Raw genomic sequence first — 22,642 nt, 5'->3', positions numbered from 1 at the left:
GGGGCATGTTCTTTCATAAAATTTTCACAAATCTGTTTCATGAGAACCCCACTCCTTAAGGCTCAGACAGGCAAGGAGAAGGCCAATAAAATATGGCCTTGTCGCTTTTGAAGTGCCATTGCCTGACATGTAAATGACATCATTGCGCCGAACTTTCGGTGAACAAAATCGCAGGTCTTGATTTGAGTCTCGACCCTGTCAGCGGCTCGAACAATATTGCGAACGGGAACGATTATCAAGTAAGGTTTTCAAATATTTTTGAATGAACACACACAACAGGGGAGTGCGAAGCCGTTTGTTCGCCTGCTCAAGTAAGCGCTCGCGTATTGATTAAAAATTCTCTTAACGCCTTGTTATTCAAGGTGTTGACGATTGATTCAATGCGCCTGAAATCAACCCGGTTTTTCCCCTGTAACAGGTGTTCGAATTTTTTTTGAAAACCCACGACTGAAGCACGCTCAGGAGAGTCCCGATGACTGTTCGTCACAGCACCAACGCTACGCTTCCCATCAGCTACCTGTTCGTTCCCGGCAACCGCCCGGAGCGTTTTTCCAAAGCGGTCGACGCCGGGCCGGACGCGATCATTCTCGACCTCGAAGATGCCGTTCATCCGAACAGCAAAGCCGTGGCCCGGGCGTCGATCTGGGCCTGGCAACAGAGCACGCCTGAAACCGCCTGCCGGCGTTACATCCGGCTGAACAGCGTCGGCAGTTCGCTGTTTCGCCAGGACATGACGTGGCTGGGCGATATGCGCTACCCCGAGCGCTGCGCGGGGATTTTCCTGCCCAAGGCCGAATGCCCGGAGAGCCTGTCCCATGTCGTCGGGCGACTGCTGGAATGGAACCCCGAGCTGCAGATCGTCGCCATCATCGAGACCGCCAAGGGCTTGCATCAGGTCGAGGCGATTGCGGCGATTCCCGGGTTGGCGCGGCTGGCATTCGGTTCGCTGGATTTTTCCCTGGACATCGATTGCAGCCAGATTCCCGAAGCGTTTCTGTTCGCCCGCAATCGCATCGTGCTGGCTTCGCGGGTGGCCGGGTTACCGGCGCCGATCGATGGCGTGACCCCGGCCATCAGCGACATGGCGGTGGTCGAGCGCGACTCGCGTTACGCCCGGTCACTGGGGTTCGGCGCCAAGCTGTGTATCCATCCTTCGCAAATCACTACGGTGCAGAAAGCCTTCCTGCCCAACGCCCGCCAACTGGCGTGGGCGGATCGGGTCCTGAACGCGGTGGCCGGGGGCAGTCACGCGGTGCAGGTCGACGGCGAAATGGTCGATCTGCCGCTCATCGAACAGGCCCAGCGCCTGCGGGACATGGCCAGCCAGTACGCGCTGGTCGCCAACGCGGATGCCTGCTGAAACCGGGGGTGAAGCATGGGACATGGTTACCAGATTGCCTTGCGTGCGCTGTGCGACGTGCGGCAATCCGAGCAGGTCGATCCGCTCAACGTGCAACGTCTGCGCGAGGCGATCATCCAGGCCGGGCATTGGCTGGAACCGATCATCGTCGAGCGTTCCCGGGGCATCGTGATGGACGGCAACCACCGGTTCAACGCAGCGCGGGCACTGGGATTGAAACGGGTGCCGTGCATCCAGCTCGACTACGCCGACCCACGTGTCTGCGTGCGCCACTGGCAAACCGGACAAGTGTTCGAAGTGGCGCAGATTTTCACCACCATCGAGCGTGGCGAATTGTTCCCGTACAAGACCACCCGCCACGCGTTCGACCCCGCGCTGCCGTTGGTCTCCATCCCGCTGCACTGCCTGTATGACTGATCGGCGTCGGAGGGTGGGTTTCACTGCCCCATCCTCCGGCGTTTTCCCCTGCGGGCGATCCGCGCAAAAAAATATTCGGCCACGCTGATACTTTTTCGATTGTCGACTGGCAAATAGGAGTCATTACCATTTTCAGCCATTCGAGAAGGACCCAATCGTCATGTCTGTTGCACGCCGACCCTGCAGTGAACGCGCCCTCACACTGGCCATTCGCACCGCGATGCTGAGTTCTATCCTGGCCGCAGGAAGCGCCACTGCCTGGGCAGCCGACCCCAAGCAACCCGAGCAACAGGACGCCGCCGCCACCGAAGGGCTGACGCTGGACACCACCAACGTCAACGCCCGTTACAACGGCGCAACCGCATTGCCGGAAGTTCTCGCCGGAGGGCAGGTCGCCCGAGGCGCAAGGCTGGGGATGATGGGCAACAAAGACGTGATGGACACACCGTTCAGCGTGACCAGCTACACCGCCAAAACCCTCGCGGATCTGCAAACGGTCACCGTGGCTGATGCACTGGAACGCGACCCATCGGTGCGCTCGACCGGGCAGACCGGCGGGATCGTCGATTCGTTTTTCATCCGGGGATTTGCGATAGGCGAGGGCAACCTCGGCGAGCTGGCCTATGACGGTGTGTACGGCGTTGCGCCCAACTATCGCGTATTCACCGAATACGCCGAGCGCGTCGAAGTGCTCAAGGGGCCGGGCGCGCTGATGTACGGGATTTCGCCCAACAGTGGCGTTGGCGGCGTGATCAACATCGTACCCAAACGGCCGCTGGCCGAAGACCTGACCCGCTTCACCGGCAGTTACGCGTCGGACTCGCAAGTGGGCGGGCACCTGGACATCAGTCGGCGTTTCGGTGACGAAAACCAGTTCGGCGTACGTTTCAATGGCAGCCTCCAGGGCGGCGACACTGCGGTGGATGATCAGGAGAGGGACCTCAACATCGGTGCAATCGCCCTCGACTACCAGGGCGAGCGCTTGCGTCTGAACCTGGATTTCATCAGCCAGAAAGAGAGCTTCGAGGCGGCGTCGCGCCCGTTCACCATCGCACCGGGCGTCGAGATTCCATCGGCGCCGAACGGCCGCACCAACCTGCCGCAGGACTGGGGCTGGTCGGACACCAAGGAGCAGTCGGCCTTGCTCGGCGGCGAGTATGACCTCAACGATAATCTGACGGTATTCGCCCACGCCGGCGGTGGCCGCTCCGACGTCAAGCGCATGTCCGACCAGGTGCCGCGAATCCTCAACGACGCCGGCGACACCAGCAACATCCCCGGCTATTACAAATTCAACGTCGACCGTTCGACGGCCGACGTGGGCATGCGTGCGCTGTTCGCCACCGGCCCGGTCACCCACACGACCACGGTCATGGCGACCCGTTATCAGGATGAGTTGTCCCGGGGCATCAACAACGGCACGGAAATCCGCTCGAACATCTACCACCCGGTGGACGTGCCCAAGCAGTACATCAACTCGCCGAAAGTGCTGCGCATTTCCGAATCGGAACTGTCCGGCATCGCGTTGACCGACACCCTGGGCTTTCTCGATGACCGGATCCAGTTGACCCTCGGCGTGCGCCGTCAGGACATCGAATCGCGTAACTACAATGCTTCGGGTGCGGTCAGCTCCCGTTACGACGACAACGCGACGACGCCGTTGGCAGGCGTGGTGGTCAAACCGTGGGAAGACGTTTCGCTGTACTACAACTACGTCGAAGGCCTGAGCAAAGGTGATATCGCTCCGGGCACGGCGGCGAACTCCGGTGAAACCTTCGCACCCTACAAATCCAGGCAGCACGAAATCGGCGTCAAGTACGAACACGGCACGTTCATGACCACTCTGGCGCTGTTCCAGATCGAGAAGCCGAGCGGCGAAATCGGCGCCGGCAACGTGTTCTCGGTGCAGGCCGAACAACGCAACCGTGGTGTCGAGCTGAGCATGTTCGGTGAAGTGGCGCCGGGCACCCGCCTGATGGGCGGCGTGACCTTGCTCGATGGCGAACTGACGGATTCGGCCACCGCCGCCAACCGTGGCAACAAACCGGTGGGCGTGCCGGATGTCCAGGCCAACCTCTGGGCCGAGTGGGACACACCGTGGGTCGAAGGTTTCACTCTGACCGGCGGCGCGATCTACACCGACAGCCAATACGTCAATCAGGCCAACACCCAGGAACTGCCTTCCTGGACCCGCATCGACGCCGGCGCTCGCTACGCCACCAAGATCGAAGGTCGGCCAACGACATTCCGCGCCACGGTGCAGAACGTGTTTGATCGCGAGTACTGGTCGGGTGTGGCATCCTATGGCGCTTTCTCCCCGGGCTATCCACGCACGTTGCAGTTGTCGGCGACCGTCGACTTCTGATCCGGGGGCGCACTGTCGGGTGCGCCTTCTTATATATAGAGCTACGCACAGCGGTTGATCACAGAGCCTTCAAGGAAAAGGAGTATTCGAATGTTAACCAGCCCGGCATCGACTTCCTCTGGTACGCCATTGCCGATCCCGAAAGTCCAGCGAGCCTTCGATTTCGAGCGCAGTACCAACGAGCATATCCGTGAGCTGCTGCATTATTACGGGCTGCGCACCAGCCTGATCCGGATCAAGGTGATCGATGCCTTGCTGGTTGCCACACGGGAAGGACGCGCCGTTGGCGGGCGCGGGGTGCATGGGTATCTGCAGGCATTTGTCAGCGGCATTCAGTTCATCAGCGTCAGGGAAGTGCTCAAGCGTTTGTGCGAGGAGGGCGTCATCGTGTTTCAGCCCGACAAAAGCTACCGTTTCACCGGCGAGGCCTATGCGATGCTGGAACAGCATGCCGATCGCTGAGTGATCGGGTGTGCCGGCCAGATCAAACCACCTGTTCGCAGGTGGTTTTTTCGTTGGGGGCCGTCAATTCTGATTCGCTGAAAGCGTTCGATCAGCGGACAGCCAAACCTTCGTCCAATTGCCCGATCCGGCACGCCGGCGTACTGTGACCGGTGATGGCGTAAACCGTGACCATCACCATAACGACAAGATCGAGTACCTTGCCCATGGACAGCCGCCTGCTGAGCGACCGCAGCAGCGTGTTTCGCCACGCTGACCCGTATGCCGTCTCCGACTATGTGAACCAGCACGTCGGCCAGCATTTCATCGGCCTGTCCAAAACCACCCACCCGCAAGCCAGCCTCAACCACCGCAAACTCGCCGACCTCGATCTGTGCCGCATCAGCTATGGCGGCAGCGTTCGCGTCACTTCACTTGCACTGGAAACGGTCTATCACCTGCAAGTCCTGCTGCAAGGCAACTGCCTGTGGCGCGGGCACAAGCGCGAGCATCATCTGGTGCCGGGCGAATTGCTGCTGATCAACCCGGACGATCCGGTGGACCTGACTTATTCCGACGATTGCGAGAAGTTCATCCTCAAGGTGCCGGTCAGCGTGCTGGAATCGGTGTGCGACGAACAGCGCTGGCTGCATCCTGCCCGCGGCATCCGGTTTCTGCGCAATCATTACCGGCTCGACGAACTGGAAGGCTTTACCAATCTGCTGGGCATGATCTGCCAGGAAGCTGAAGCCAGCGACCCGTTGCTGCGGGTGCAGGAGCATTATGCGCAGATCGTCGGTAGCAAACTGATCTCGCTGATGAACACCAACGTCAGCCGTGAATGCCTGAGTTCGCCGAGCGTCAGTTTCGAGCGGATCCTCGACTATATAGAGCGCAACCTGAAGCTGGATCTGCCCGCCGAACACCTGGCGGCCCAGGCAAACATGAGCTCGCGCTCCCTGTACGCGCTGTTCGAACGCCAGCTCGGCGTGACCCCGATGCAGTACATCCGCCAGCGCAAGCTGGAACGCATTCATGCCTGCCTCAATGATCCGAGCTGCCCGGTGCGCAACCTCACCGAACTGGCGCTCGACTACGGCTTCCTGCACCTCGGGCGTTTCTCCGAAAGCTACCGCCAGCAGTTCGGCGAATTGCCGTCCGTGACCTTCAAGCGCCGCCACTGAAGTCCCGCCTCGAAACAATCTGAAGCACCTGCTGCGCCGTCCTGCACAAAACGGATAGCGCTCTGCAGGATTCGGATATTGCCGCCCGCGTTGCCTCCCTAATCTGACCTGGCCTGAACAATAACAATGGAGGCCCCGGCCATGTCCCTGGGAATCGACTATCTCAATGCCATGCTTGAAGAGGACCCCGAAAAGGGGGCCTACCGCTGCAAGCGGGAGATGTTCACCGATCCGCGGCTGTTCGAACTGGAGATGGCGCACATCTTCGAAGGCAACTGGATCTACCTCGCCCACGAAAGCCAGATCCCCAACGCCAACGATTTTCTGACTACCACCATGGGTCGCCAGCCCGTGTTCATCGCCCGCAACAAGGCCGGTGAACTCAATGCCTTTCTCAATGCGTGCAGCCATCGCGGCGCGATGCTTTGCCGGCACAAGTCCGGCAACCGTTCCAGCTATACCTGCCCGTTCCACGGCTGGACGTTCAACAACAGCGGCAAACTGCTCAAGGTCAAGGATCCGAGCGAAGCCGGCTACCCCGAAGGCTTCAACTGCGAAGGCTCCCACGACCTCACCAAAGTCGCGCGTTTCGAGTCCTATCGCGGCTTTCTGTTCGGCAGCCTGAATGCCGATGTGAAAACCCTCGTCGAGCATCTGGGCGAGTCGGCCAAGATCATCGACATGATCGTCGATCAGTCCCCTGAAGGTCTGGAAGTGCTGCGCGGTTCCAGCTCCTACATCTATGAAGGCAACTGGAAACTCACCGCCGAAAATGGTGCCGACGGCTATCACGTCAGCTCCGTGCACTGGAACTACGCCGCTACCCAGAACCAGCGTCAGCAGCGTGACGCCGGTGAAGAAATCAAGACCATGAGCGCCGGCAGTTGGGCGAAGAAGGGCGGCGGTTTCTACTCGTTCGACCACGGCCATCTGCTGCTCTGGACCCGCTGGGCCAACCCCGAGGATCGTCCGGCCTACGAGCGTCGTGATGAACTGGCCCGGGACTTCGGCCAGGCCCGCGCCGACTGGATGATCGAGAACTCGCGCAACCTGTGCCTGTACCCCAACGTGTACCTGATGGATCAGTTCAGCTCGCAGATCCGCATCGCCCGGCCGATCTCCGTCGACAAGACCGAGATCACCATCTATTGCATCGCGCCCAAGGGCGAGAGCGCGGAGGCCCGGGCCAAGCGTATCCGCCAGTACGAAGACTTCTTCAACGTCAGCGGCATGGCCACCCCGGATGATCTCGAAGAATTCCGCTCGTGCCAGACCGGTTACGGCGCCGGACGCGGCTGGAACGACATGTCCCGTGGCGCGACCCATTGGGTCGAAGGCGCGGACGCGGCGGCCGAGGAAATCGACCTCAAGCCCTTGCTGTCCGGCATGCGCACCGAGGACGAAGGCCTGTTCGTGCTGCAACACAAGTACTGGCAGGAAACCATGCTCAAGGCCGCCGCCAGCGATAAAAACCTGATCCCTGTGGAGGCTGTGTGATGAGCAACCTCTACGACACCGTGCGCGACTTCCTCTACCGCGAAGCACGCTACCTCGACGACGGCCAATGGGATCAGTGGCTGGAACTCTACGCCGCCGACGCCAGTTTCTGGATGCCGGCCTGGGACGACCACGACACCCTGACCGAAGACCCGCAAAGCGAAATCTCGTTGATCTGGTATGGCAACCGTGGCGGCCTCGAAGACCGGGTGTTCCGGATCAAGACCGAGCGCTCCAGCGCGACCATCCCCGACACTCGCACCTCGCACAACCTCAGCAACATCGAGATCGTCGAGCAGGGCGAAGGGCAATGTCAGGTGCGCTTCAACTGGCACACCCTGAGCTTTCGCTATCAGGTCACCGACAGTTATTTCGGCACCAGCTTCTACACCCTCGACCTGCGCGGCGAACAGCCGCTGATCAAGGCCAAGAAAGTCGTGCTGAAGAACGATTACGTCCGTCAGGTCATCGACATCTACCACATCTGATCGAGACGGCGGCGAGCCGGGCTCGACGCTGTGAGCGAGGTGCACCATGAGTTTCCAGATCGCACTGAATTTCGAAGACGGGGTCACCCGTTTCATCGAGGCCTCGGGCCACGAAACCGTTGCCGACGCGGCGTATCGCCAAGGCATCAACATCCCGCTGGACTGCCGCGACGGCGCCTGCGGCACCTGCAAATGTTTCGCCGAGGCCGGGCGTTACGCCATGGGCGACAACTTCATCGAAGACGCCCTGAGTGAAGACGAACTGGCCCAGGGTTACGTCCTGACCTGCCAGATGCGCGCCGAAAGCGATTGCGTGGTGCGGGTGCCGGTGGGCTCGCAGGTGTGCAAGACCGAACAGGCGAGTTATCAGGCGGCGATCAGCGATGTCCGGCAGCTCTCCGAAAGCACCATCGCGCTGTCGCTCAAGGGCGAATCCCTGAGCAAACTGGCGTTCCTGCCCGGTCAGTACGTCAACCTGCAAGTGCCGGGCAGCGAGCAATCCCGCGCCTATTCCTTCAGCTCGTTGCAGAAGAACGGCGAGGTCAGTTTCCTGATCCGCAATGTCCCCGGCGGCCTGATGAGCAGCTTCCTCACCGGGCTGGCCAAGGCCGGCGACAGCCTGAATCTGGCCGGGCCGCTGGGCAGTTTTTACCTGCGCGAGATCAAGCGGCCGTTGTTGCTGTTGGCGGGCGGCACCGGGCTGGCGCCTTTCACGGCGATGCTGGAGAAGATCGCCGAGCAGGGCAGCGAGCATCCAGTTCACCTGATCTACGGCGTGACCAACGATTTCGATCTGGTGGAACTCGACCGCCTCGAAGCCTTCGCCGCGCGCATCCCGAATTTCAGCTTCGGCGCCTGCGTGGCCAATCCGCAGAGTCAGCACCCGCTCAAGGGTTATGTCACCCAGCACATCGAGCCGCGACACCTCAACGAAGGCGATGTCGACGTGTACCTGTGCGGTCCGCCGCCGATGGTCGAGGCCGTCAGCCAGTACATCCGCGAGCAGGGCATCACGCCGGCGAACTTCTACTACGAGAAATTCGCGGCGGCCTGAGTCTTCTTTTTGAATTGCGAGGTTGTCATGAACAACAGATTCGCCAACAAGGTCGCGCTGGTCACCGGCGCGGCGCAGGGCATCGGTCGCCGGGTGTGCGAGCGCTTGCTGGAGGAGGGCGCGCAGGTGATTGCTGTCGACCGCTCCGAACTGGTTCACGAACTGCAAGGCGAGGGCGTGCTGTCGCTGACCGCCGACCTCGAGCAATACGCCGATTGTGCGCGGGTGATGAGGGCATCCGTCGATGCGTTCGGGCGCCTGGATGTGCTGGTCAACAACGTCGGCGGCACCATCTGGGCCAAGCCGTTCGAGCACTACGAAGTCGAGCAGATCGAGGCCGAAGTGCGCCGCTCGCTGTTCCCGACGCTGTGGTGCTGCCACGCCGCATTGCCGCACATGCTCAAGCAGGGGCGTGGCGCGATCGTCAATGTGTCGTCGATTGCGACCCGCAGCCTGAACCGCGTTCCATATGGCGCGGCGAAGGGCGGGATCAACGCACTGACCGCCTGCCTGGCCTTCGAAAATGCCGAGCGCGGGATTCGGGTCAACGCCACCGCGCCCGGCGGCACCGAAGCGCCGCCCCGGCGCATCCCGCGTAACGCCGCCGAACAGTCCGCGCAGGAGCAGGCCTGGTATCAGGAAATCGTCGCGCAAACCCTCGATAGCAGCCTGATGAAACGTTACGGAACCATTGACGAACAGGTCGGTGCGATTCTGTTTCTCGCCTCGGACGACGCCTCCTACATCACCGGTGTGACCCTGCCGGTCGGTGGCGGTGACCTCGGTTGATCACGCTTGAATGGACACTGAAATGAACCGGATCCTGATTGAAAACCTGTCGGCGGTCATCGTCGACCTGCCGACCATCCGCCCGCACAAACTGGCGATGCACACGATGCAGAACCAGACGCTGGTGATCCTGCGCCTGCGTTGCAGTGACGGTATCGAAGGCATCGGCGAAGCCACCACCATTGGCGGTCTGGCCTACGGCTACGAAAGCCCGGAAAGCATCAAGGCCAACCTCGACGCGCACCTGGCGCCGGCGCTGATCGGCATGGACGCGGACAACATCAACGCCGCGATGCAGAAACTCGACAAGATCGCCAAGGGCAACACCTTCGCCAAGTCCGGCATCGAGAGCGCCTTGCTCGATGCCCAAGGCAAACGTCTCGGTCTGCCCGTGAGCGAACTGCTTGGCGGCCGGGTTCGCGACAGCCTCGAAGTGGCGTGGACCCTGGCCAGCGGCGACACCGCCCGTGACATCGCCGAAGCCGAACAAATGCTGGAAGCGCGGCGACACCGGATCTTCAAACTGAAAATCGGCGCCAACCCGCTGGAGCAGGATCTGAAGCACGTGGTGGCGATCAAAAAAGCCCTGGGTGAGCGCGCCAGTGTGCGGGTCGACGTCAACCAGTACTGGGACGAATCCCAGGCGATTCGTGGCTGTCAGGTGCTCGGCGACAACGGCATCGACCTGATCGAGCAGCCGATCTCGCGGGTCAATCGTTCCGGGCAGATTCGCCTGAACCAGCGCAGCCCGGCGCCGATCATGGCCGACGAATCCATTGAAAGCGTCGAGGATGCGTTCAGCCTCGCCGCCGACGGCGCCGCCAGCGTCTTCGCCCTGAAGATCGCCAAGAACGGCGGCCCGCGCGCCGTGTTGCGCACCGCGCAAATCGCCGAAGCCGCCGGCATCGCTTTGTACGGCGGCACCATGCTCGAAGGCTCCGTCGGCACGCTGGCCTCGGCCCATGCGTTCCTCACGCTCAGGCAGTTGACCTGGGACACCGAGCTGTTCGGCCCGCTGTTGCTGACCGAAGACATCGTCACCGAGCGCCTGCAGTACCGCGACTTTCACCTGCACATTCCACGCACCCCGGGCCTGGGCCTGACGCTGGATGAAGAGCGTCTGGCGCGTTTTCGCCGGCACTGATTCCCTAAGGAGAACGCCATGCTGTTCCACGTAAAAATGACCGTGAAATTGCCCGCCGACATGGACCCGGCCGTTGCCACAAAGCTCAAGGCCGACGAAAAGGAACTCGCCCAGCGCCTGCAACGCGAAGGCCAGTGGCGCCATCTCTGGCGCATCGCCGGGCACTACGCCAATTACAGCGTGTTCGACGTGCCCAGCGTCGAAGCGCTGCACGACACCCTGATGCTGTTGCCGCTGTTTCCCTACATGGACATCGAGATCGACGGCCTCTGCCGCCACCCCTCGTCGATCCACACCGACGACCGCTGAGCCCGGACCCGACCCCACAACAACAAGATGAGGTGAACACCATGACCGTGAAGATTGCCCACACTGCCGAACTGCAAAAATTCTTCGAAGAAGCCGCCGGTTTCGCCAACGATGGCGGCAGCTCGCGTCTGAAAACCATCGTCCTGCGAGTGTTGCAGGACACCGCCCGGATCATCGAAGACGTTGAGATCAGCGAAGACGAATTCTGGAAAGCCGTCGATTACCTCAACCGCCTGGGCGGCCGCTCGGAAGCCGGGTTGCTGGTGGCCGGTCTCGGCCTCGAACATTTCCTCGACCTGCTGCAGGACGCCAAGGATGCGCAGATCGGCTTGACCGGCGGCACGCCGCGCACCATCGAAGGCCCGTTGTACGTGGCCGGCGCGCCGCTGTACGAAGGTGAATGCCGGATGGACGACGGCAGCGAGGAGGGCGTCGCCACGCTGATGTTGCTCGAAGGCCAGGTGTTCGATCCGCAGGGCCAGCCGCTGGTCGGCGCCACGGTCGACCTGTGGCACGCCAACACCAAAGGTACTTACTCGTTCTTCGACCAGAGCCAGTCCGAATACAACCTGCGCCGGCGGATCATCACCGATGCTGAAGGCCGCTATCGCGCCCGCAGCATCGTGCCCTCCGGTTATGGCTGCGACCCGCAAGGCCCGACCCAGGAATGCCTCGACCTGCTCGGCCGCCACGGCCAGCGCCCGGCTCATATTCACTTCTTCATTTCTGCACCGGGGCATCGGCACCTTACGACGCAGATCAATCTGTCCGGGGACAAGTATCTGTGGGATGACTTTGCGTATGCGACCCGTGAAGGGTTGGTCGGGGAGGTCGAATTTCTGGAGGATGCAGCGGGACGTCGAGCCGAATTGAAGTTCGACTTTCAGTTGCAGCAGGCGCCGGATGCGGCGGCGCAGCAGCGCAGTCAACGACCACGGGCGTTGCAGGAGTACTGATTCCGCAGTTCTGTTCGCATTGGCGGAACTGCGCAAAAAGTTGCGCAGTAATCCGTAATAAAATCACGGTGAAAATAGCTGGAGGCCTCGCAGATCAAGGCCTCCAGCCAAGTGCGCAAGAAGTTGCACAGCATTGCGCAACTTCTTGCGCACTTTTTCCCTGTTTCCTACAGCCAAAATCGAACGAATCTCACGTAAACGTCGTAAGTCTTTGATGGGTAAAAGCCCTGATACGGCTGGCACGACTTTTGATAACTCCTTGGCCACCCGGGCAGGCAATCACGCCGTCCGGTCCTGTCTTTTGAGCAAGGAGCACACCCCATGGCAACACCAGCGTACATGTCGGTTACCGGCGAAAAACAAGGCCTGATCACTGCCGGCGCCTTCACCGCCGACTCCGTTGGCAACACCTATCAGGAAGGCCACGAAGACCAGGTCATGGTTCAGGCTTTCACCCACGACGTGATTATCCCGCGTGACCCGCAATCCGGTCAGCCAACCGGTCAGCGCGTGCACAAGCCAGTTGTGATCACCAAGGTCTACGACAAGGCTTCGCCTCTGCTGCAAGCGGCTCTGACTTCCGGCGAGCGCATGAGCGAAATCGTTATCCAGTGGTACCGCACTTCGGCGCAAGGCACCCAAGAGCACTACTACACCACCAAACTGGAAGACGCGATCATCGTCGCCATCAACAACAAGATGCACAACTGCCAGGATCCAGGCAACGCGCACTTCACCCACCTGGAAGAAGTGCAGTTCACCTACCGCAAAATCACCTGGACCCACGAAGTCTCCGGTACTTCGGGTTCCGATGACTGGCGTGCTCCAGTCGTTTAATCGCGGCTGATGGTTGTACCGTCTCGGCCAGCGCTGCTGGCCGAGATCATGAGTTTTTAAAGATTTTTTCCGCCAGATCCTTAGCGATCTGACGGCGTCGCAGCACTGTGCGAGGGACAAGGGAATGTTCTCACCGGCCAACCAGCCCCATTTCAATCTGACCATCGATGGCGCGGACAGCGATTTTCAGGTGCTGTCGTTCACCGGTCGAGAAGCCCTCAACACGCCCTTCGAATTCGAGCTGGAACTGGTCAGCGAAAAGGCCTCGATCAACCTCGAAAGCCTGCTGCACAAACTGGCGTTTCTTCAACTGTCGCCGAGCGGCACCGGGATCCACGGGCTGATCTACAGCATCGCCCAGGGCGAGGCGGGCAAGCGCCTGACCCGCTACAAAATCTCGTTGCGACCGCAGCTTTCGTACCTGGCGCACCGCTTCAACCAGCGCATCTTCCAGCAGATGACGGTGCAGCAGATCATCAGTCAGGTGCTGGAAGAGCACGGCATTCTGGCCAGCGATTACCACTTCCAGTTGAGTGCGGTGTATCCCGAGCGGATCTACTGCACGCAGTACGACGAATCGGACCTGCATTTCGTCCAGCGCCTGTGCGAAGAAGAGGGTATTCACTACCACTTCCAGCACACGTCCAGCGGCCACAAACTGACCTTCGGCGATGACCAGACGGTGTTCCCGAAACTGGCGCCGGTGGCCTATCAGCAGGACTCCGGGCTGGTGGCGGACCAACCGGTGGTCAAGCGTTTCGGCCTGCGCCTGGCCACCCGCACCAGCCGTACCACGCGCCGCGATTACGACTTCGTCAAACCGAAGATCGAGCTGGAAAGCGACGCCAAGAGCAGCGCCCAGCCGGACCTGGAAGACTACGATTACCCAGGCCGTTTCGTGGATCGCGAGCGTGGCAAGCACCTGGCCAACCGCAACCTCGAACGCCACCGCAGCGACTATCGCCTGGCCGAGGGCAACAGTGATCAGCCGATTCTGGTCACCGGGCATTTTCTGGCCCTGACCGACCACGCCAATCCGACGTGGAACGACCTGTGGCTGCTCACCGAAATCTTCCACGAAGGCAAGCAGCCGCAAGTGCTGGAAGAGTCGGTGACCAGCGACACCACGGACAACAAAGACGATTTCCATCAGGGTTATCGCAACCGCTTCAACGCGATCCCGTGGGACGTGCCGTACCGTCCGCCGCTGGACCACCCGAAACCCAAAGTCCTCGGTTCGCAAAGCGCCGTGGTCACCGGTCCCGAAGGCGAAGAAATTTTCTGCGACCAGTACGGCCGGGTGAAGGTGCAGTTCTTCTGGGACCGCGAAGGCCAGCACGACGACAAGACCACCTGCTGGATGCGCGTGGCCTCCAGTTGGGCCGCCGAAACCTTTGGTTCGATCAACATTCCGCGGGTCGGCATGGAAGTGTTGATCACCTTCCTCGAAGGCGATCCCGACCAGCCGCTGATCACCGGTTGCCTGTACCACGGCGCCAACCTGCCGCCCTACAAGTTGCCGGACTTCAAGACCCTGGCCACGGTCAAGAGCAAGGAATACAAGGGCAGCCGCGCCAACGAACTGCGCATCGACGACACCACCAGCGAGATCAGCATCGCGCTGCGCAGCGATCACGGCGCGAGCGCGATCAACCTTGGTTACCTGACCCACCCGCGCCCAAGCGGCGGTCAGCCTCGGGGTGAAGGTTTTGAGTTAAGAACCGACCGCCACGGCGCCGTGCGTGCCGGAGCCGGTCTGCTGATCACCACCGAACCGCGTCCGAACGAATCGAAACACCACAAGGACCTGCCGGAAACCGCCGAGCGCCTGGCCACCGCCAGCGACCAACAGGACGGTTTCGCCACACAAGCCAAAGAGCTTCAGGCCCAGGAAGCGGGCGATCAGGACGACGTGGCCAAGGCCTTGCACGCGCAGCATCAAGGCGTACTCGGCAGTGGCCCGGCGAACCTCACCGCCAACGAATTTCCCGAGTTCACCGAGCCGCATCTGGTACTCGCCAGTCCCGCCGGCATCGCCCTGACCACCCCGCGCTCCAGCCACATAGCCACCGGCGAACACCTGGCGCTGAGCAGTACCGGGCACACCAGTTTTTCCATCGGCAAACGCCTGCTGGCCAGCGCCAGCCGTGGCATGCGTCTGTTCGTGCAAAGCATGGGTTGGCGTCTGGTCGCAGCGTCCGGCGACATCGACGTCAAGGCGCTCAAGGACAGCATCAACCTGCTGGCCAAACTCAACATCACCGCCAACGCCGACCGCATCACCATCACCGCCAAGACCGAACTGGTGATCCAGGGTGGCGGCAGCGCCACGACCTACAACGCCGGCGGCATCACCCACGCCACCAGCGGCCCGTACACCGCCCACGCGGCGAACTTCGCCTACACCGGGGCGAAATCCCTGGCCGGTGTGTTCCCGGAACCACCGAAACCGGGCAAGGGCAATCTGGAGCTGTTCAACCAGTACGCCGGGCGTCAGGGCATCAAGGACGGCGACTACGAAGTCATCGATGCGCTGGGCAAAAGCATCAAGGGCAAGCTCGACGCGAAGGGGTTCGCCAGCGTTGCCGGCGCCGCACCAGGCCCGGCGCGGGTGCTGTTCGGCCAGGATCCGGCGGACACCTGGAGCGAAGGCAGTTACATCGGCAAACCGGAATGGCCGTTGAATCCGCCGGGGGCCGAAGACATTCCGAGCCAGGTGCAGGCCATGGTGGCGCAGGTGCTGCCAAGCAAGAACTGGGACATGTTGGAGAAGGGCAAGGACATGGCGAAAACAGGGATGGGCGCCGTGCAGACCGCGCAAGGTGCGATGCAAACGGCGCAGCAGGTGAAAGGCGTGATGCAGGGCGGAGGGGCCGGGCTGCCGAAACTGGCGAGTGCGGCAATGCCGAGTGCGTCGGGGATTCTCGGGGCGGCGAGCAAGGCGGGCAAGTTGCCGAGTCTGCCAACGCCGACACTTCCAAAACCTTCTTTGAAAACTCCGGAATTGCTGGCGGGTGAGGTGCTGTCATGACAACTGGGGGCGGTGGTGCGAAACAGCGTGAGCCGCAAGTCGCGGTGGTGCCACTCAACACGATCGATATTCAGGATGTTGGACGCGGCGCTGCCAAATTCGATGCCTGGTTGCAGTCTATCAGCGGCGGTGTCGTCACACTCGATCGGGTCAAGAACGTCGCGGGTGCTCTTCCTGTCGTGGGCAACATCATGGCGTTGGTTGATGCCCTTGGAGACATCGTCACCCTGGCCAAAAGCAAACAGCGTCAGGTGCTGGATTGGGTCAGCCTGGGTATCAACCTGATTGGTGTATTGCCTGCGCCACCGACCATGGCTTCTGCGCGCATGACACTACGCCCGACCCTGGGGTTGGTGCGTCAGGAGCTGCGTAACAGCGCCAAGATGCTGCTGGGGGACTCTCTGATTGAAGTGTTGATCGGGCATCTGAACGCGACCATCGTCGGCACCATCGATGACTTCGTCAAACAGGCACAACCCAAACTGGCGGGCATTCTCGACGACGCTGGAAAACTGGGTCAAAGCGTGGTGAACGAGATCGCCAAGGGCCTGGAAAAGGTGGTCAACGGCAAGCTCGATGCGAAGGGAGACCTCAATGCGGCCGGTTCGAAAATCACGGCGGCGCGCGGTCAGTTGTTGCATGACCCCAAGGCGGCTATCAGCAACATTTTCGGTGCCGCTTTCAGTGCCTACAAAGCTGCAGGCAAAGGCGTTGCCAACAGTGCCGCCAAGAACTTGCTGCCGGAGAAAGCCAAGGCTCTGGTACTGAGCAACACATCGATGCTTCGCACGCTGGGGGTGGAGCTGCAATCCCAGATGAAAAAGCTTGGTGACCCAGGCGTTCAGCATTCCATCGGCTGGCTGTTGCAGATGTTGGCGGGCTCTGTAGTAACTTGGCGCAAACGTCGCTCTCATGGTCAGGCCGCCAGTGTCAAACCGGGGGCCACGAGCAAGGCAGAACAACGCGCCGGCAAAGGCCAACTGGAGTTGCAGCAAAGCCAGGCTCGAGCCCGTTCTGATGCCAGTGATTGCAAGAATCGCGTCCCGACAGGCACGAAAAGAAACATCAGCTTTGCACGCGGCACGGAAACCATCACCCACACGGATTTCCGTTTGCCGGGCCCGTTTCCCGTCGTCTGGAACCGTACTTATTACTCGAATCTGGAGGCCTACGACAAAGGCAGCCTGGGTGCTCGCTGGATCAACGAGTTCACCACTCGTTTCGATTATGTGGATGACGGGTTGGTCTTTCATGCGGCCGATGGCCGAAGTCATGAGTTTGCGTTGCCCAAAGTCGGCGAAGCCCATCATGACCCGATTGAAAACCTGACTCTGATTCGCTCAGGTGAAAATCAATTGCTGCTGTGCCGCGGCGTCGAGCGAAAGGAGACCTACGTGCGTCGTGGGGCACGCTTTCTGCTCGCCGGCATCGAGCTGCGTAGCGGTGCCGGAATCATGCTGCACTATGAGCACATGCATGGTGATGAGCCGGTGCTCTCTGACCTGCTCACCTATCAGGGGGACGTTACAAAGGTTCATCTACAACTCGGAACACTGATCGATGACCACGGACGTCTGACAGGTTTGTGGGAGATCGCCGATGGCATTCCTCAGCGCCAACTGTGTGCCTATCACTATGATGCGTTGGGCGATCTGGTTCAGGCACGGGATGAAAACGGTTATGCCTGGAATTATGAATTCCGCAGCCATCTGATCACGCGATACACCGACCGGACCGGGCGGGGCATGAATTTGCAATGGCAGGGGGACGGCTCCGATGCCAAAGCGATTCGTGAATGGGCGGATGATGGAAGCTTCGATACTCGACTTGAGTGGGACGAAAACATTCGTCTGACCTACGTCACTGACGCTCACGGCAATGAGACCTGGCACTACTACGACATTCTTGGCTACACGTACCGTATCCGTCATCCGGATGAGCGTTCGGAATGGTTGTTCCGCGATGAGGCCAAAAATGTCGTGCGACATGTCCACACCGATGGAAGCGTTGATCGGTTCAGCTACGACGAGCGTGGCAATCTTCTCGAACACATCCGTGCCGATAACACCGTAGTGCATTACGCATACGATGATCTGGACCAACTGATCAAGGTTAGTGATGCAGAGGGCGGACAGTGGACCAGAGCTTATGACGACAGCGGCAATCTTGTGGAAGCTGTCGATCCTCTGGGTAACAAGACGGAGTACACCTACACATCTGCCGGCTATCCGGAGACCGTCAAGGATGCTAACGGAGCAGAGAAGAAATTCGAATACAACGATGCCGGTCAGTTGACCGGGTACACCGATTGTTCCGGCAAAACCAGTACCTGGGAGTACAACGGCCTGGGTCAGTTGATTTGCTTTACCGATGCGGCAGGGCAAAGCACCGAGTATGAGTACGTGGCAGGTCAACTGGTGTTGATCAGGCATCCGGACAAGTCTGAGGAGCGTTTCAGTCGCGATGCCGAAGGGCGACTGTTGGCCCATGTCGACGGCCTGAACCGCTGCACCACCTGGAACTACAGCGCCGCCGGCCTTATCGCCGAGCGAGTGGATGCGGCTGAGCAAACGTTGCGCTATCGCTGGGACCGTCTCGGTCGTTTGACCGCTTTGGAGAACGAAAATGAGCGTAGCGCCCATTTTCACTACGATCCGATGGGGCGGTTATTGGAGGAAACAGGTTTCGACGGCCATATTACGCGCTACCAGTACGACACTGAATCAGGTCGTTTGAGCAGCAAGCTTGATGGCGAGCGGCGAGTGGCTTTCCAATTCGACCTGATGGGCCGTCTGATAGAGCGCCGTGCGAGTCTGGGCGAACAGGTACAAAGTGAAACATTTGCCTACGATGGCAACGGCAATATGACACTGGCTGAAAATGATCACAGTCGCTTGCAGTGGTTCCACGATCCGGCGGGCAACCTGCTGCGTGAACATCAGCATTATCTGAGTCTGGAGCAGCCTCGGATCGCAGTCTGGCAACATGAATACGATGCCCTGAATCAGCGAGTAGCGACTGTGCGTCCGGATGGCCAAAGAGTCAGTTGGATGACCTACGGCAGCGGGCACTTGCTGGGATTGAAAGTGGATGACCACGAGTTGCTGGCCTGGGAGCGTGATGATCTGCATCGCGAAATCGCCCGTCATCAGGGCAACCATTTATTGCAGACGCAGAAGTGGGACCCGGCTGGGCAGTTGCAGGAGCAATTGTTGGGTCGCAGCGATGACAAGCGCACGTTGCTCAAGCGTGAATATCAATATGATCCTGCGGGCCAACTGATCCTTCTCAACGACACGCGACGCGGGCCGCTGACGTATCAGTACGATCCGGTGGGGCGCCTGATCAAGGCGGCGAGTCGACAGGGTGTGGAAACTTTCGCCTTTGATCCTGCCGGTAACTTGCTTGATGAGCCGGTTGAACAGATGCGCCGACCTCTGGATCAGGACCCGATGCGTAGCAAGCGGGTGGACAACCTGCTGCGCGAGTACTCGGGTACCCACTATGAATACGATGATCGAGGCAATCTGATACAGCGCTGGCACAACGGCAGTATCGCCAGAATGCGCTGGGATTTGTTCGACCGTTTGGTTCACTTTGATGATGCCCGACTGGAAGTCGAGTATGCCTACGATGTATTGGGACGCCGCCTTTACAAGAACTCGACTGCGCATTTCAAGCGGCGGCCTGAAGCCGGATCACAGTGGAACGACAATGAGTTTGTCCGCAAGCAGCGAGAGTCGGGTTGTGGTTTCACATTGTATGGCTGGGACGGCGATACGCTGGCCTGGGAGAGCAGTCCGGCTCTGCTGGATGGTGATCCCGGACGCACGGTGCATTACATCTATGAGCCGGGTACTTACATTCCGGTTGCGCAAGCTTTGCGACACCAGCCAATCATTCTGATGGGGCAGCCTGACTTCAGCGGCGAGTATCAATTGGAGGACGACCCGCTGTGGAATCACGTACCTGTGGCACTGCCAATCGACGTGTTGAGTTGGTATCAATGCGACCGAATGGGGACGCCTCTGGAGTTGACCGACCAGAATGGCGAAATAGCCTGGAGCGCTCAGTACAAGGCATGGGGGAGCGTGTCTGAGCAGCGTTCGCCATTGGCGCAGCAACAGGGTATTGGCAACCCGATTCGCTTCCAGGGGCAATATCACGATCATGAAACGGGGCTGCATTACAATCGTTATCGTTATTACGATCCGTTGATTGGACGCTTCATCAGCAAAGATCCCATCGGTTATGACGGTGGGTTGAACCTCTTTGTATATGCGCCGAGTCCACTGGGCTGGATTGACCCGCTAGGCTTGGCAAGATGTCCGTGTGCCGATCTGAAGAAAGGCAACCCTGAAGGAACCGGGCCATTCAGAGGTGGATCTTACGGAGGCACCACGGCCTCGGGGATCGAGTCGCATCACATGCCGGCAGACAGCACCAGTCCGATTAAGAGAAGCCAGGGGCCAGCAATACAAATGGAGCCCTATGACCATAGCCAAACAATGAGTCACGGCCACCAGGGTAATCCCGGAAAAGCCTATCGAGCTCAGGTTCAGTCAAAAATCGAAGTGGGAGACATGAGAGGTGCAATGGCGATGGAGATCAGAGATGTGCGCCGTGTAGCCACTCAGGTCGGACAACCCAGAAAGTACAATGAAGCAATGCAAGAAATGCTGGCGTATGCCAAGTGCCGTAAATTTCTGGATAAGTGAGAGAAACCATGAATGATCAAGCGTTCAAAGTGTGGCGAGATAAACTGGTTTCATTGGATCGCTACGAGAACCCGGAAGATGCTCGTGAGTTCTCGGCGCTCGTGAGCAGTGTCCGCGACGAACTCGATGCAAAAACCATTGATGTACTACTGTCGACCTTTTGCGATGAAGACGACTACGGTGTGCAAGAGCGCGTGGTGGGTGTTCTTGATCATGCTGAAGCGGGCGTTTTTGCTGAAAGGCTTGCGGTGAACTTCTCAACGTTGCAAAGACAGGCAAGTGGCAAGGAATGGCCTCTTATTCTGATCGGTCGTGTCGTGAACTCGGACAACGCAGAGAAGATCAAGGCGATTGTCGCGGCTGCGAAGAAGTCCCCGGATCTTGACGCCTTTATTCGAAGTGATGAGTTCCTGGATGAGTATCCCGAGATCGAAAGCTACTTCCCCTGATACGACTCAAGGCCCGCCGTTTTCACGTTTGATGGATTCCTCGGCCCCATTTGGCATGCCAGAAGTCAGGTCAAAGGAGTGACAACATGAAAGACGCAATCCGCCTCGGCGACTCCACCACCCACGGTGGCAAGGTCCTCGAAGCCTTCTCCCGGACTGACCTTAACGGCAAGCCGATTGCCGGGCTCGGTCACAAGGTCAGTTGCCCATTGTGCAAGGGGATTTTCCCGATTGCCGAGGGCAGCAGCACCTACACCGTCGATGGGGTGCCCATTGCGCTCGACGGTATGAAAACTGCGTGTGGGGCGGCGCTTATTGCCAGCGGCCCGAAGGGCGCGGTGGTCAGCTGAGCCCTGTAGTAAGACAGACCTAAGCTAATGCAAAAAAGGTATTTGTTCGGTGTTTTTAATATCGTTTAGTTTTGTTTCATAGACGAATCAAAAGCATCAAACCGATAGACCTCCCGATTGCCATGACGGCACACGCTGAATCGATCACGGACTCTTCAGGTTTGATTCACACGGGAGTGAATCATGCCGCACACCTCTGACATCACCGCATTACCTATCCTCGACCTGTCCCTGCTCGACGGCACGCCGTCGCAACGCCAGGCCTTTCTCGATGACTTGCGTCATGCCGCCTGCGATGTGGGTTTTTTCTACCTGACCGGCCATGGCATCGACGCCGGCCTGCTCGAGCAAGTGCAGGACTACGCACGCCAGTTCTTCGCCTTGCCCGACAGCGAGAAAAACGCCGTCGGCATGATCAATTCGCCGCACTTTCGCGGCTACAACCGCGCCGCTTCCGAGATCACCCGTGGCCAGCCCGATCAGCGTGAGCAATTCGATCTGGGCGCCGAGCGTGAGGTCTTGCCGTTGAACGCCGACAGTCCGATGTGGGCGCGGCTGCAAGGGCCGAATCAATGGCCCGAGGCGTTGCCGCAACTCAAGCCGCTGTTGCTCGACTGGCAGCAGGCGATGACCCAAATGTCGCTGCGCCTGCTGCGCGCATTCGCCCAGTCACTGTCGTTGCCGGAAGACGCCTTCGACCGGTTGTACGGCGACAAACCCAACGAACACATCAAGTTGATGCGCTATCCGGGGCAAGCCTCGACGGCGAGCAATCAGGGCGTCGGTGCGCACAAGGATTCGGGTTTTCTCAGCTTCTTGCTGCAAGACCGGCAGGCCGGGCTGCAAGTGGAGATCGAAGAGGGGCGCTGGATCGATGCGCTGCCTCGGGACAATACGCTGGTCGTGAACATCGGCGAGCTGCTGGAGTTGGCCACCAACGGTTACCTGCGTGCCACGGTGCATCGGGTGGTGTCGCCGCCAGTTGGCAGCGAGCGCTTGTCCATCGCGTTTTTCCTCGGCGCGCAACTGGATGCGGTGGTGCCGCTGTATCCGTTGCCGACGGCGCTGTTGCGTGAGGCGCGCGGCCCGGCGAGTGATCCGCTCAATCCGCTGTTCCGCGATGTCGGCTGGAATTATCTGAAGGGTCGACTGCGCTCCCATCCCGATGTCGCGCAGCGCTTCTACGCCGATGCGTCGAATACCCAGACACCGCTTCGCAAGACCGCCAACGCCTGATCCATCATTCGCAGAAG

18 protein-coding genes are annotated in these 22,642 nt (G+C 59.9%); all 18 read left to right on the top strand.

Annotation, left to right across the window (positions count from 1 at the left end):
• The first annotated feature begins 472 nt into the window (after nucleotides 1-472).
• The 18 genes from CAF80_RS09070 to CAF80_RS08985 all read left to right on the top strand — a co-directional run bounded on the left by CAF80_RS09070 (nucleotide 473) and on the right by CAF80_RS08985 (nucleotide 22,625).
• Nucleotides 473-1,360 (top strand): CoA ester lyase, encoded by an 888-nt coding sequence (locus CAF80_RS09070; RefSeq protein WP_052266598.1) that lies wholly within the window; start codon nucleotides 473-475, stop codon nucleotides 1,358-1,360.
• 15 nt (nucleotides 1,361-1,375) lie between these two features.
• Nucleotides 1,376-1,777 (top strand): ParB N-terminal domain-containing protein, encoded by a 402-nt coding sequence (locus tag CAF80_RS09065; RefSeq protein WP_085667213.1) that lies wholly within the window; start codon nucleotides 1,376-1,378, stop codon nucleotides 1,775-1,777.
• Between the two features lie 160 nt (nucleotides 1,778-1,937).
• A complete protein-coding gene (locus tag CAF80_RS09060) occupies nucleotides 1,938-4,142 on the top strand; it encodes a TonB-dependent siderophore receptor (protein ID WP_074690767.1) in 2,205 nt (734 codons plus the stop codon).
• Nucleotides 4,143-4,232: 90 nt separating this feature from the next.
• Complete coding sequence (locus CAF80_RS09055; protein WP_074690768.1) at nucleotides 4,233-4,604, top strand: fe2+ zn2+ uptake regulation protein; 372 nt, start codon at nucleotides 4,233-4,235, stop codon at nucleotides 4,602-4,604.
• A 206-nt stretch (nucleotides 4,605-4,810) separates the two neighbouring features.
• Nucleotides 4,811-5,767: an AraC family transcriptional regulator gene (locus CAF80_RS09050; protein WP_085667212.1), complete on the top strand. Its 957-nt coding sequence runs from the start codon at nucleotides 4,811-4,813 to the stop codon at nucleotides 5,765-5,767.
• Between the two features lie 141 nt (nucleotides 5,768-5,908).
• Nucleotides 5,909-7,264 (top strand): benzoate 1,2-dioxygenase large subunit, encoded by a 1,356-nt coding sequence (gene benA / locus CAF80_RS09045; RefSeq protein ID WP_085667211.1) that lies wholly within the window; start codon nucleotides 5,909-5,911, stop codon nucleotides 7,262-7,264.
• A complete protein-coding gene (gene benB / locus CAF80_RS09040; RefSeq protein WP_011333747.1) occupies nucleotides 7,264-7,752 on the top strand; it encodes a benzoate 1,2-dioxygenase small subunit in 489 nt (162 codons plus the stop codon). The genes benA and benB overlap by 1 nt, the downstream gene beginning before the upstream one ends.
• A 46-nt stretch (nucleotides 7,753-7,798) precedes the next feature.
• Complete coding sequence (benC, locus tag CAF80_RS09035) at nucleotides 7,799-8,806, top strand: benzoate 1,2-dioxygenase electron transfer component BenC (RefSeq protein WP_039771159.1); 1,008 nt, start codon at nucleotides 7,799-7,801, stop codon at nucleotides 8,804-8,806.
• 27 nt (nucleotides 8,807-8,833) lie between these two features.
• Nucleotides 8,834-9,595: a 1,6-dihydroxycyclohexa-2,4-diene-1-carboxylate dehydrogenase gene (locus CAF80_RS09030; protein WP_085667210.1), complete on the top strand. Its 762-nt coding sequence runs from the start codon at nucleotides 8,834-8,836 to the stop codon at nucleotides 9,593-9,595.
• A 22-nt stretch (nucleotides 9,596-9,617) separates the two neighbouring features.
• Nucleotides 9,618-10,739, top strand: coding sequence for a muconate cycloisomerase family protein (locus CAF80_RS09025; protein WP_085667209.1), 1,122 nt, complete (start codon nucleotides 9,618-9,620; stop codon nucleotides 10,737-10,739).
• A gap of 18 nt (nucleotides 10,740-10,757) precedes the next feature.
• Nucleotides 10,758-11,048, top strand: coding sequence for a muconolactone Delta-isomerase (gene catC, locus CAF80_RS09020; RefSeq protein ID WP_039771165.1), 291 nt, complete (start codon nucleotides 10,758-10,760; stop codon nucleotides 11,046-11,048).
• Nucleotides 11,049-11,089: 41 nt separating this feature from the next.
• Nucleotides 11,090-12,004, top strand: coding sequence for a catechol 1,2-dioxygenase (gene catA, locus CAF80_RS09015; RefSeq protein WP_085667208.1), 915 nt, complete (start codon nucleotides 11,090-11,092; stop codon nucleotides 12,002-12,004).
• 321 nt (nucleotides 12,005-12,325) lie between these two features.
• Nucleotides 12,326-12,841: an Hcp family type VI secretion system effector gene (locus tag CAF80_RS09010; RefSeq protein ID WP_007949952.1), complete on the top strand. Its 516-nt coding sequence runs from the start codon at nucleotides 12,326-12,328 to the stop codon at nucleotides 12,839-12,841.
• Nucleotides 12,842-12,965: 124 nt separating this feature from the next.
• On the top strand, nucleotides 12,966-15,872 hold the full coding sequence (locus tag CAF80_RS09005; protein WP_085667207.1) for a type VI secretion system tip protein VgrG: 2,907 nt from the start codon (nucleotides 12,966-12,968) through the stop codon (nucleotides 15,870-15,872).
• Nucleotides 15,869-20,590: an RHS repeat-associated core domain-containing protein gene (locus tag CAF80_RS09000; RefSeq protein ID WP_085667206.1), complete on the top strand. Its 4,722-nt coding sequence runs from the start codon at nucleotides 15,869-15,871 to the stop codon at nucleotides 20,588-20,590. The genes CAF80_RS09005 and CAF80_RS09000 overlap by 4 nt, the downstream gene beginning before the upstream one ends.
• Nucleotides 20,591-20,598: 8 nt before the next feature.
• Nucleotides 20,599-21,039 carry a hypothetical protein gene (locus CAF80_RS08995; protein ID WP_074690776.1) on the top strand — a complete coding sequence of 147 codons (441 nt, stop codon included), beginning with the start codon at nucleotides 20,599-20,601 and terminating at the stop codon, nucleotides 21,037-21,039.
• A gap of 86 nt (nucleotides 21,040-21,125) precedes the next feature.
• The gene (locus CAF80_RS08990) at nucleotides 21,126-21,389 is read left to right on the top strand and encodes a PAAR domain-containing protein (RefSeq protein WP_039771176.1); all 264 of its coding nucleotides are present in this window, start codon (nucleotides 21,126-21,128) and stop codon (nucleotides 21,387-21,389) included.
• A gap of 183 nt (nucleotides 21,390-21,572) precedes the next feature.
• The gene (locus CAF80_RS08985; protein ID WP_085667205.1) at nucleotides 21,573-22,625 is read left to right on the top strand and encodes an isopenicillin N synthase family oxygenase; all 1,053 of its coding nucleotides are present in this window, start codon (nucleotides 21,573-21,575) and stop codon (nucleotides 22,623-22,625) included.
• The last annotated feature ends 17 nt before the right edge of the window (nucleotides 22,626-22,642 follow it).

It is taken from the genome of Pseudomonas sp. B34(2017), assembly GCF_002112915.1.
Lineage (GTDB): Bacteria > Pseudomonadota > Gammaproteobacteria > Pseudomonadales > Pseudomonadaceae > Aquipseudomonas > Aquipseudomonas pharyngis.
Note: the sequence above shows the minus strand (reverse complement) of the source record. Positions and strands in the feature narration are given on the sequence as shown.

What these genes read in the sequence shown, in the direction of transcription:
- CAF80_RS09070 (WP_052266598.1), top strand. Translation starts at nt 473, where the DNA reads ATGACTGTTCGTCACAGCACCAACGCTACGCTTCCCATCAGCTACCTG.
- CAF80_RS09065 (WP_085667213.1), top strand. Translation starts at nt 1,376, where the DNA reads ATGGGACATGGTTACCAGATTGCCTTGCGTGCGCTGTGCGACGTGCGG.
- CAF80_RS09060 (WP_074690767.1), top strand. Translation starts at nt 1,938, where the DNA reads ATGTCTGTTGCACGCCGACCCTGCAGTGAACGCGCCCTCACACTGGCC.
- CAF80_RS09055 (WP_074690768.1), top strand. Translation starts at nt 4,233, where the DNA reads ATGTTAACCAGCCCGGCATCGACTTCCTCTGGTACGCCATTGCCGATC.
- CAF80_RS09050 (WP_085667212.1), top strand. Translation starts at nt 4,811, where the DNA reads ATGGACAGCCGCCTGCTGAGCGACCGCAGCAGCGTGTTTCGCCACGCT.
- benA (WP_085667211.1), top strand. Translation starts at nt 5,909, where the DNA reads ATGTCCCTGGGAATCGACTATCTCAATGCCATGCTTGAAGAGGACCCC.
- benB (WP_011333747.1), top strand. Translation starts at nt 7,264, where the DNA reads ATGAGCAACCTCTACGACACCGTGCGCGACTTCCTCTACCGCGAAGCA.
- benC (WP_039771159.1), top strand. Translation starts at nt 7,799, where the DNA reads ATGAGTTTCCAGATCGCACTGAATTTCGAAGACGGGGTCACCCGTTTC.
- CAF80_RS09030 (WP_085667210.1), top strand. Translation starts at nt 8,834, where the DNA reads ATGAACAACAGATTCGCCAACAAGGTCGCGCTGGTCACCGGCGCGGCG.
- CAF80_RS09025 (WP_085667209.1), top strand. Translation starts at nt 9,618, where the DNA reads ATGAACCGGATCCTGATTGAAAACCTGTCGGCGGTCATCGTCGACCTG.
- catC (WP_039771165.1), top strand. Translation starts at nt 10,758, where the DNA reads ATGCTGTTCCACGTAAAAATGACCGTGAAATTGCCCGCCGACATGGAC.
- catA (WP_085667208.1), top strand. Translation starts at nt 11,090, where the DNA reads ATGACCGTGAAGATTGCCCACACTGCCGAACTGCAAAAATTCTTCGAA.
- CAF80_RS09010 (WP_007949952.1), top strand. Translation starts at nt 12,326, where the DNA reads ATGGCAACACCAGCGTACATGTCGGTTACCGGCGAAAAACAAGGCCTG.
- CAF80_RS09005 (WP_085667207.1), top strand. Translation starts at nt 12,966, where the DNA reads ATGTTCTCACCGGCCAACCAGCCCCATTTCAATCTGACCATCGATGGC.
- CAF80_RS09000 (WP_085667206.1), top strand. Translation starts at nt 15,869, where the DNA reads ATGACAACTGGGGGCGGTGGTGCGAAACAGCGTGAGCCGCAAGTCGCG.
- CAF80_RS08995 (WP_074690776.1), top strand. Translation starts at nt 20,599, where the DNA reads ATGAATGATCAAGCGTTCAAAGTGTGGCGAGATAAACTGGTTTCATTG.
- CAF80_RS08990 (WP_039771176.1), top strand. Translation starts at nt 21,126, where the DNA reads ATGAAAGACGCAATCCGCCTCGGCGACTCCACCACCCACGGTGGCAAG.
- CAF80_RS08985 (WP_085667205.1), top strand. Translation starts at nt 21,573, where the DNA reads ATGCCGCACACCTCTGACATCACCGCATTACCTATCCTCGACCTGTCC.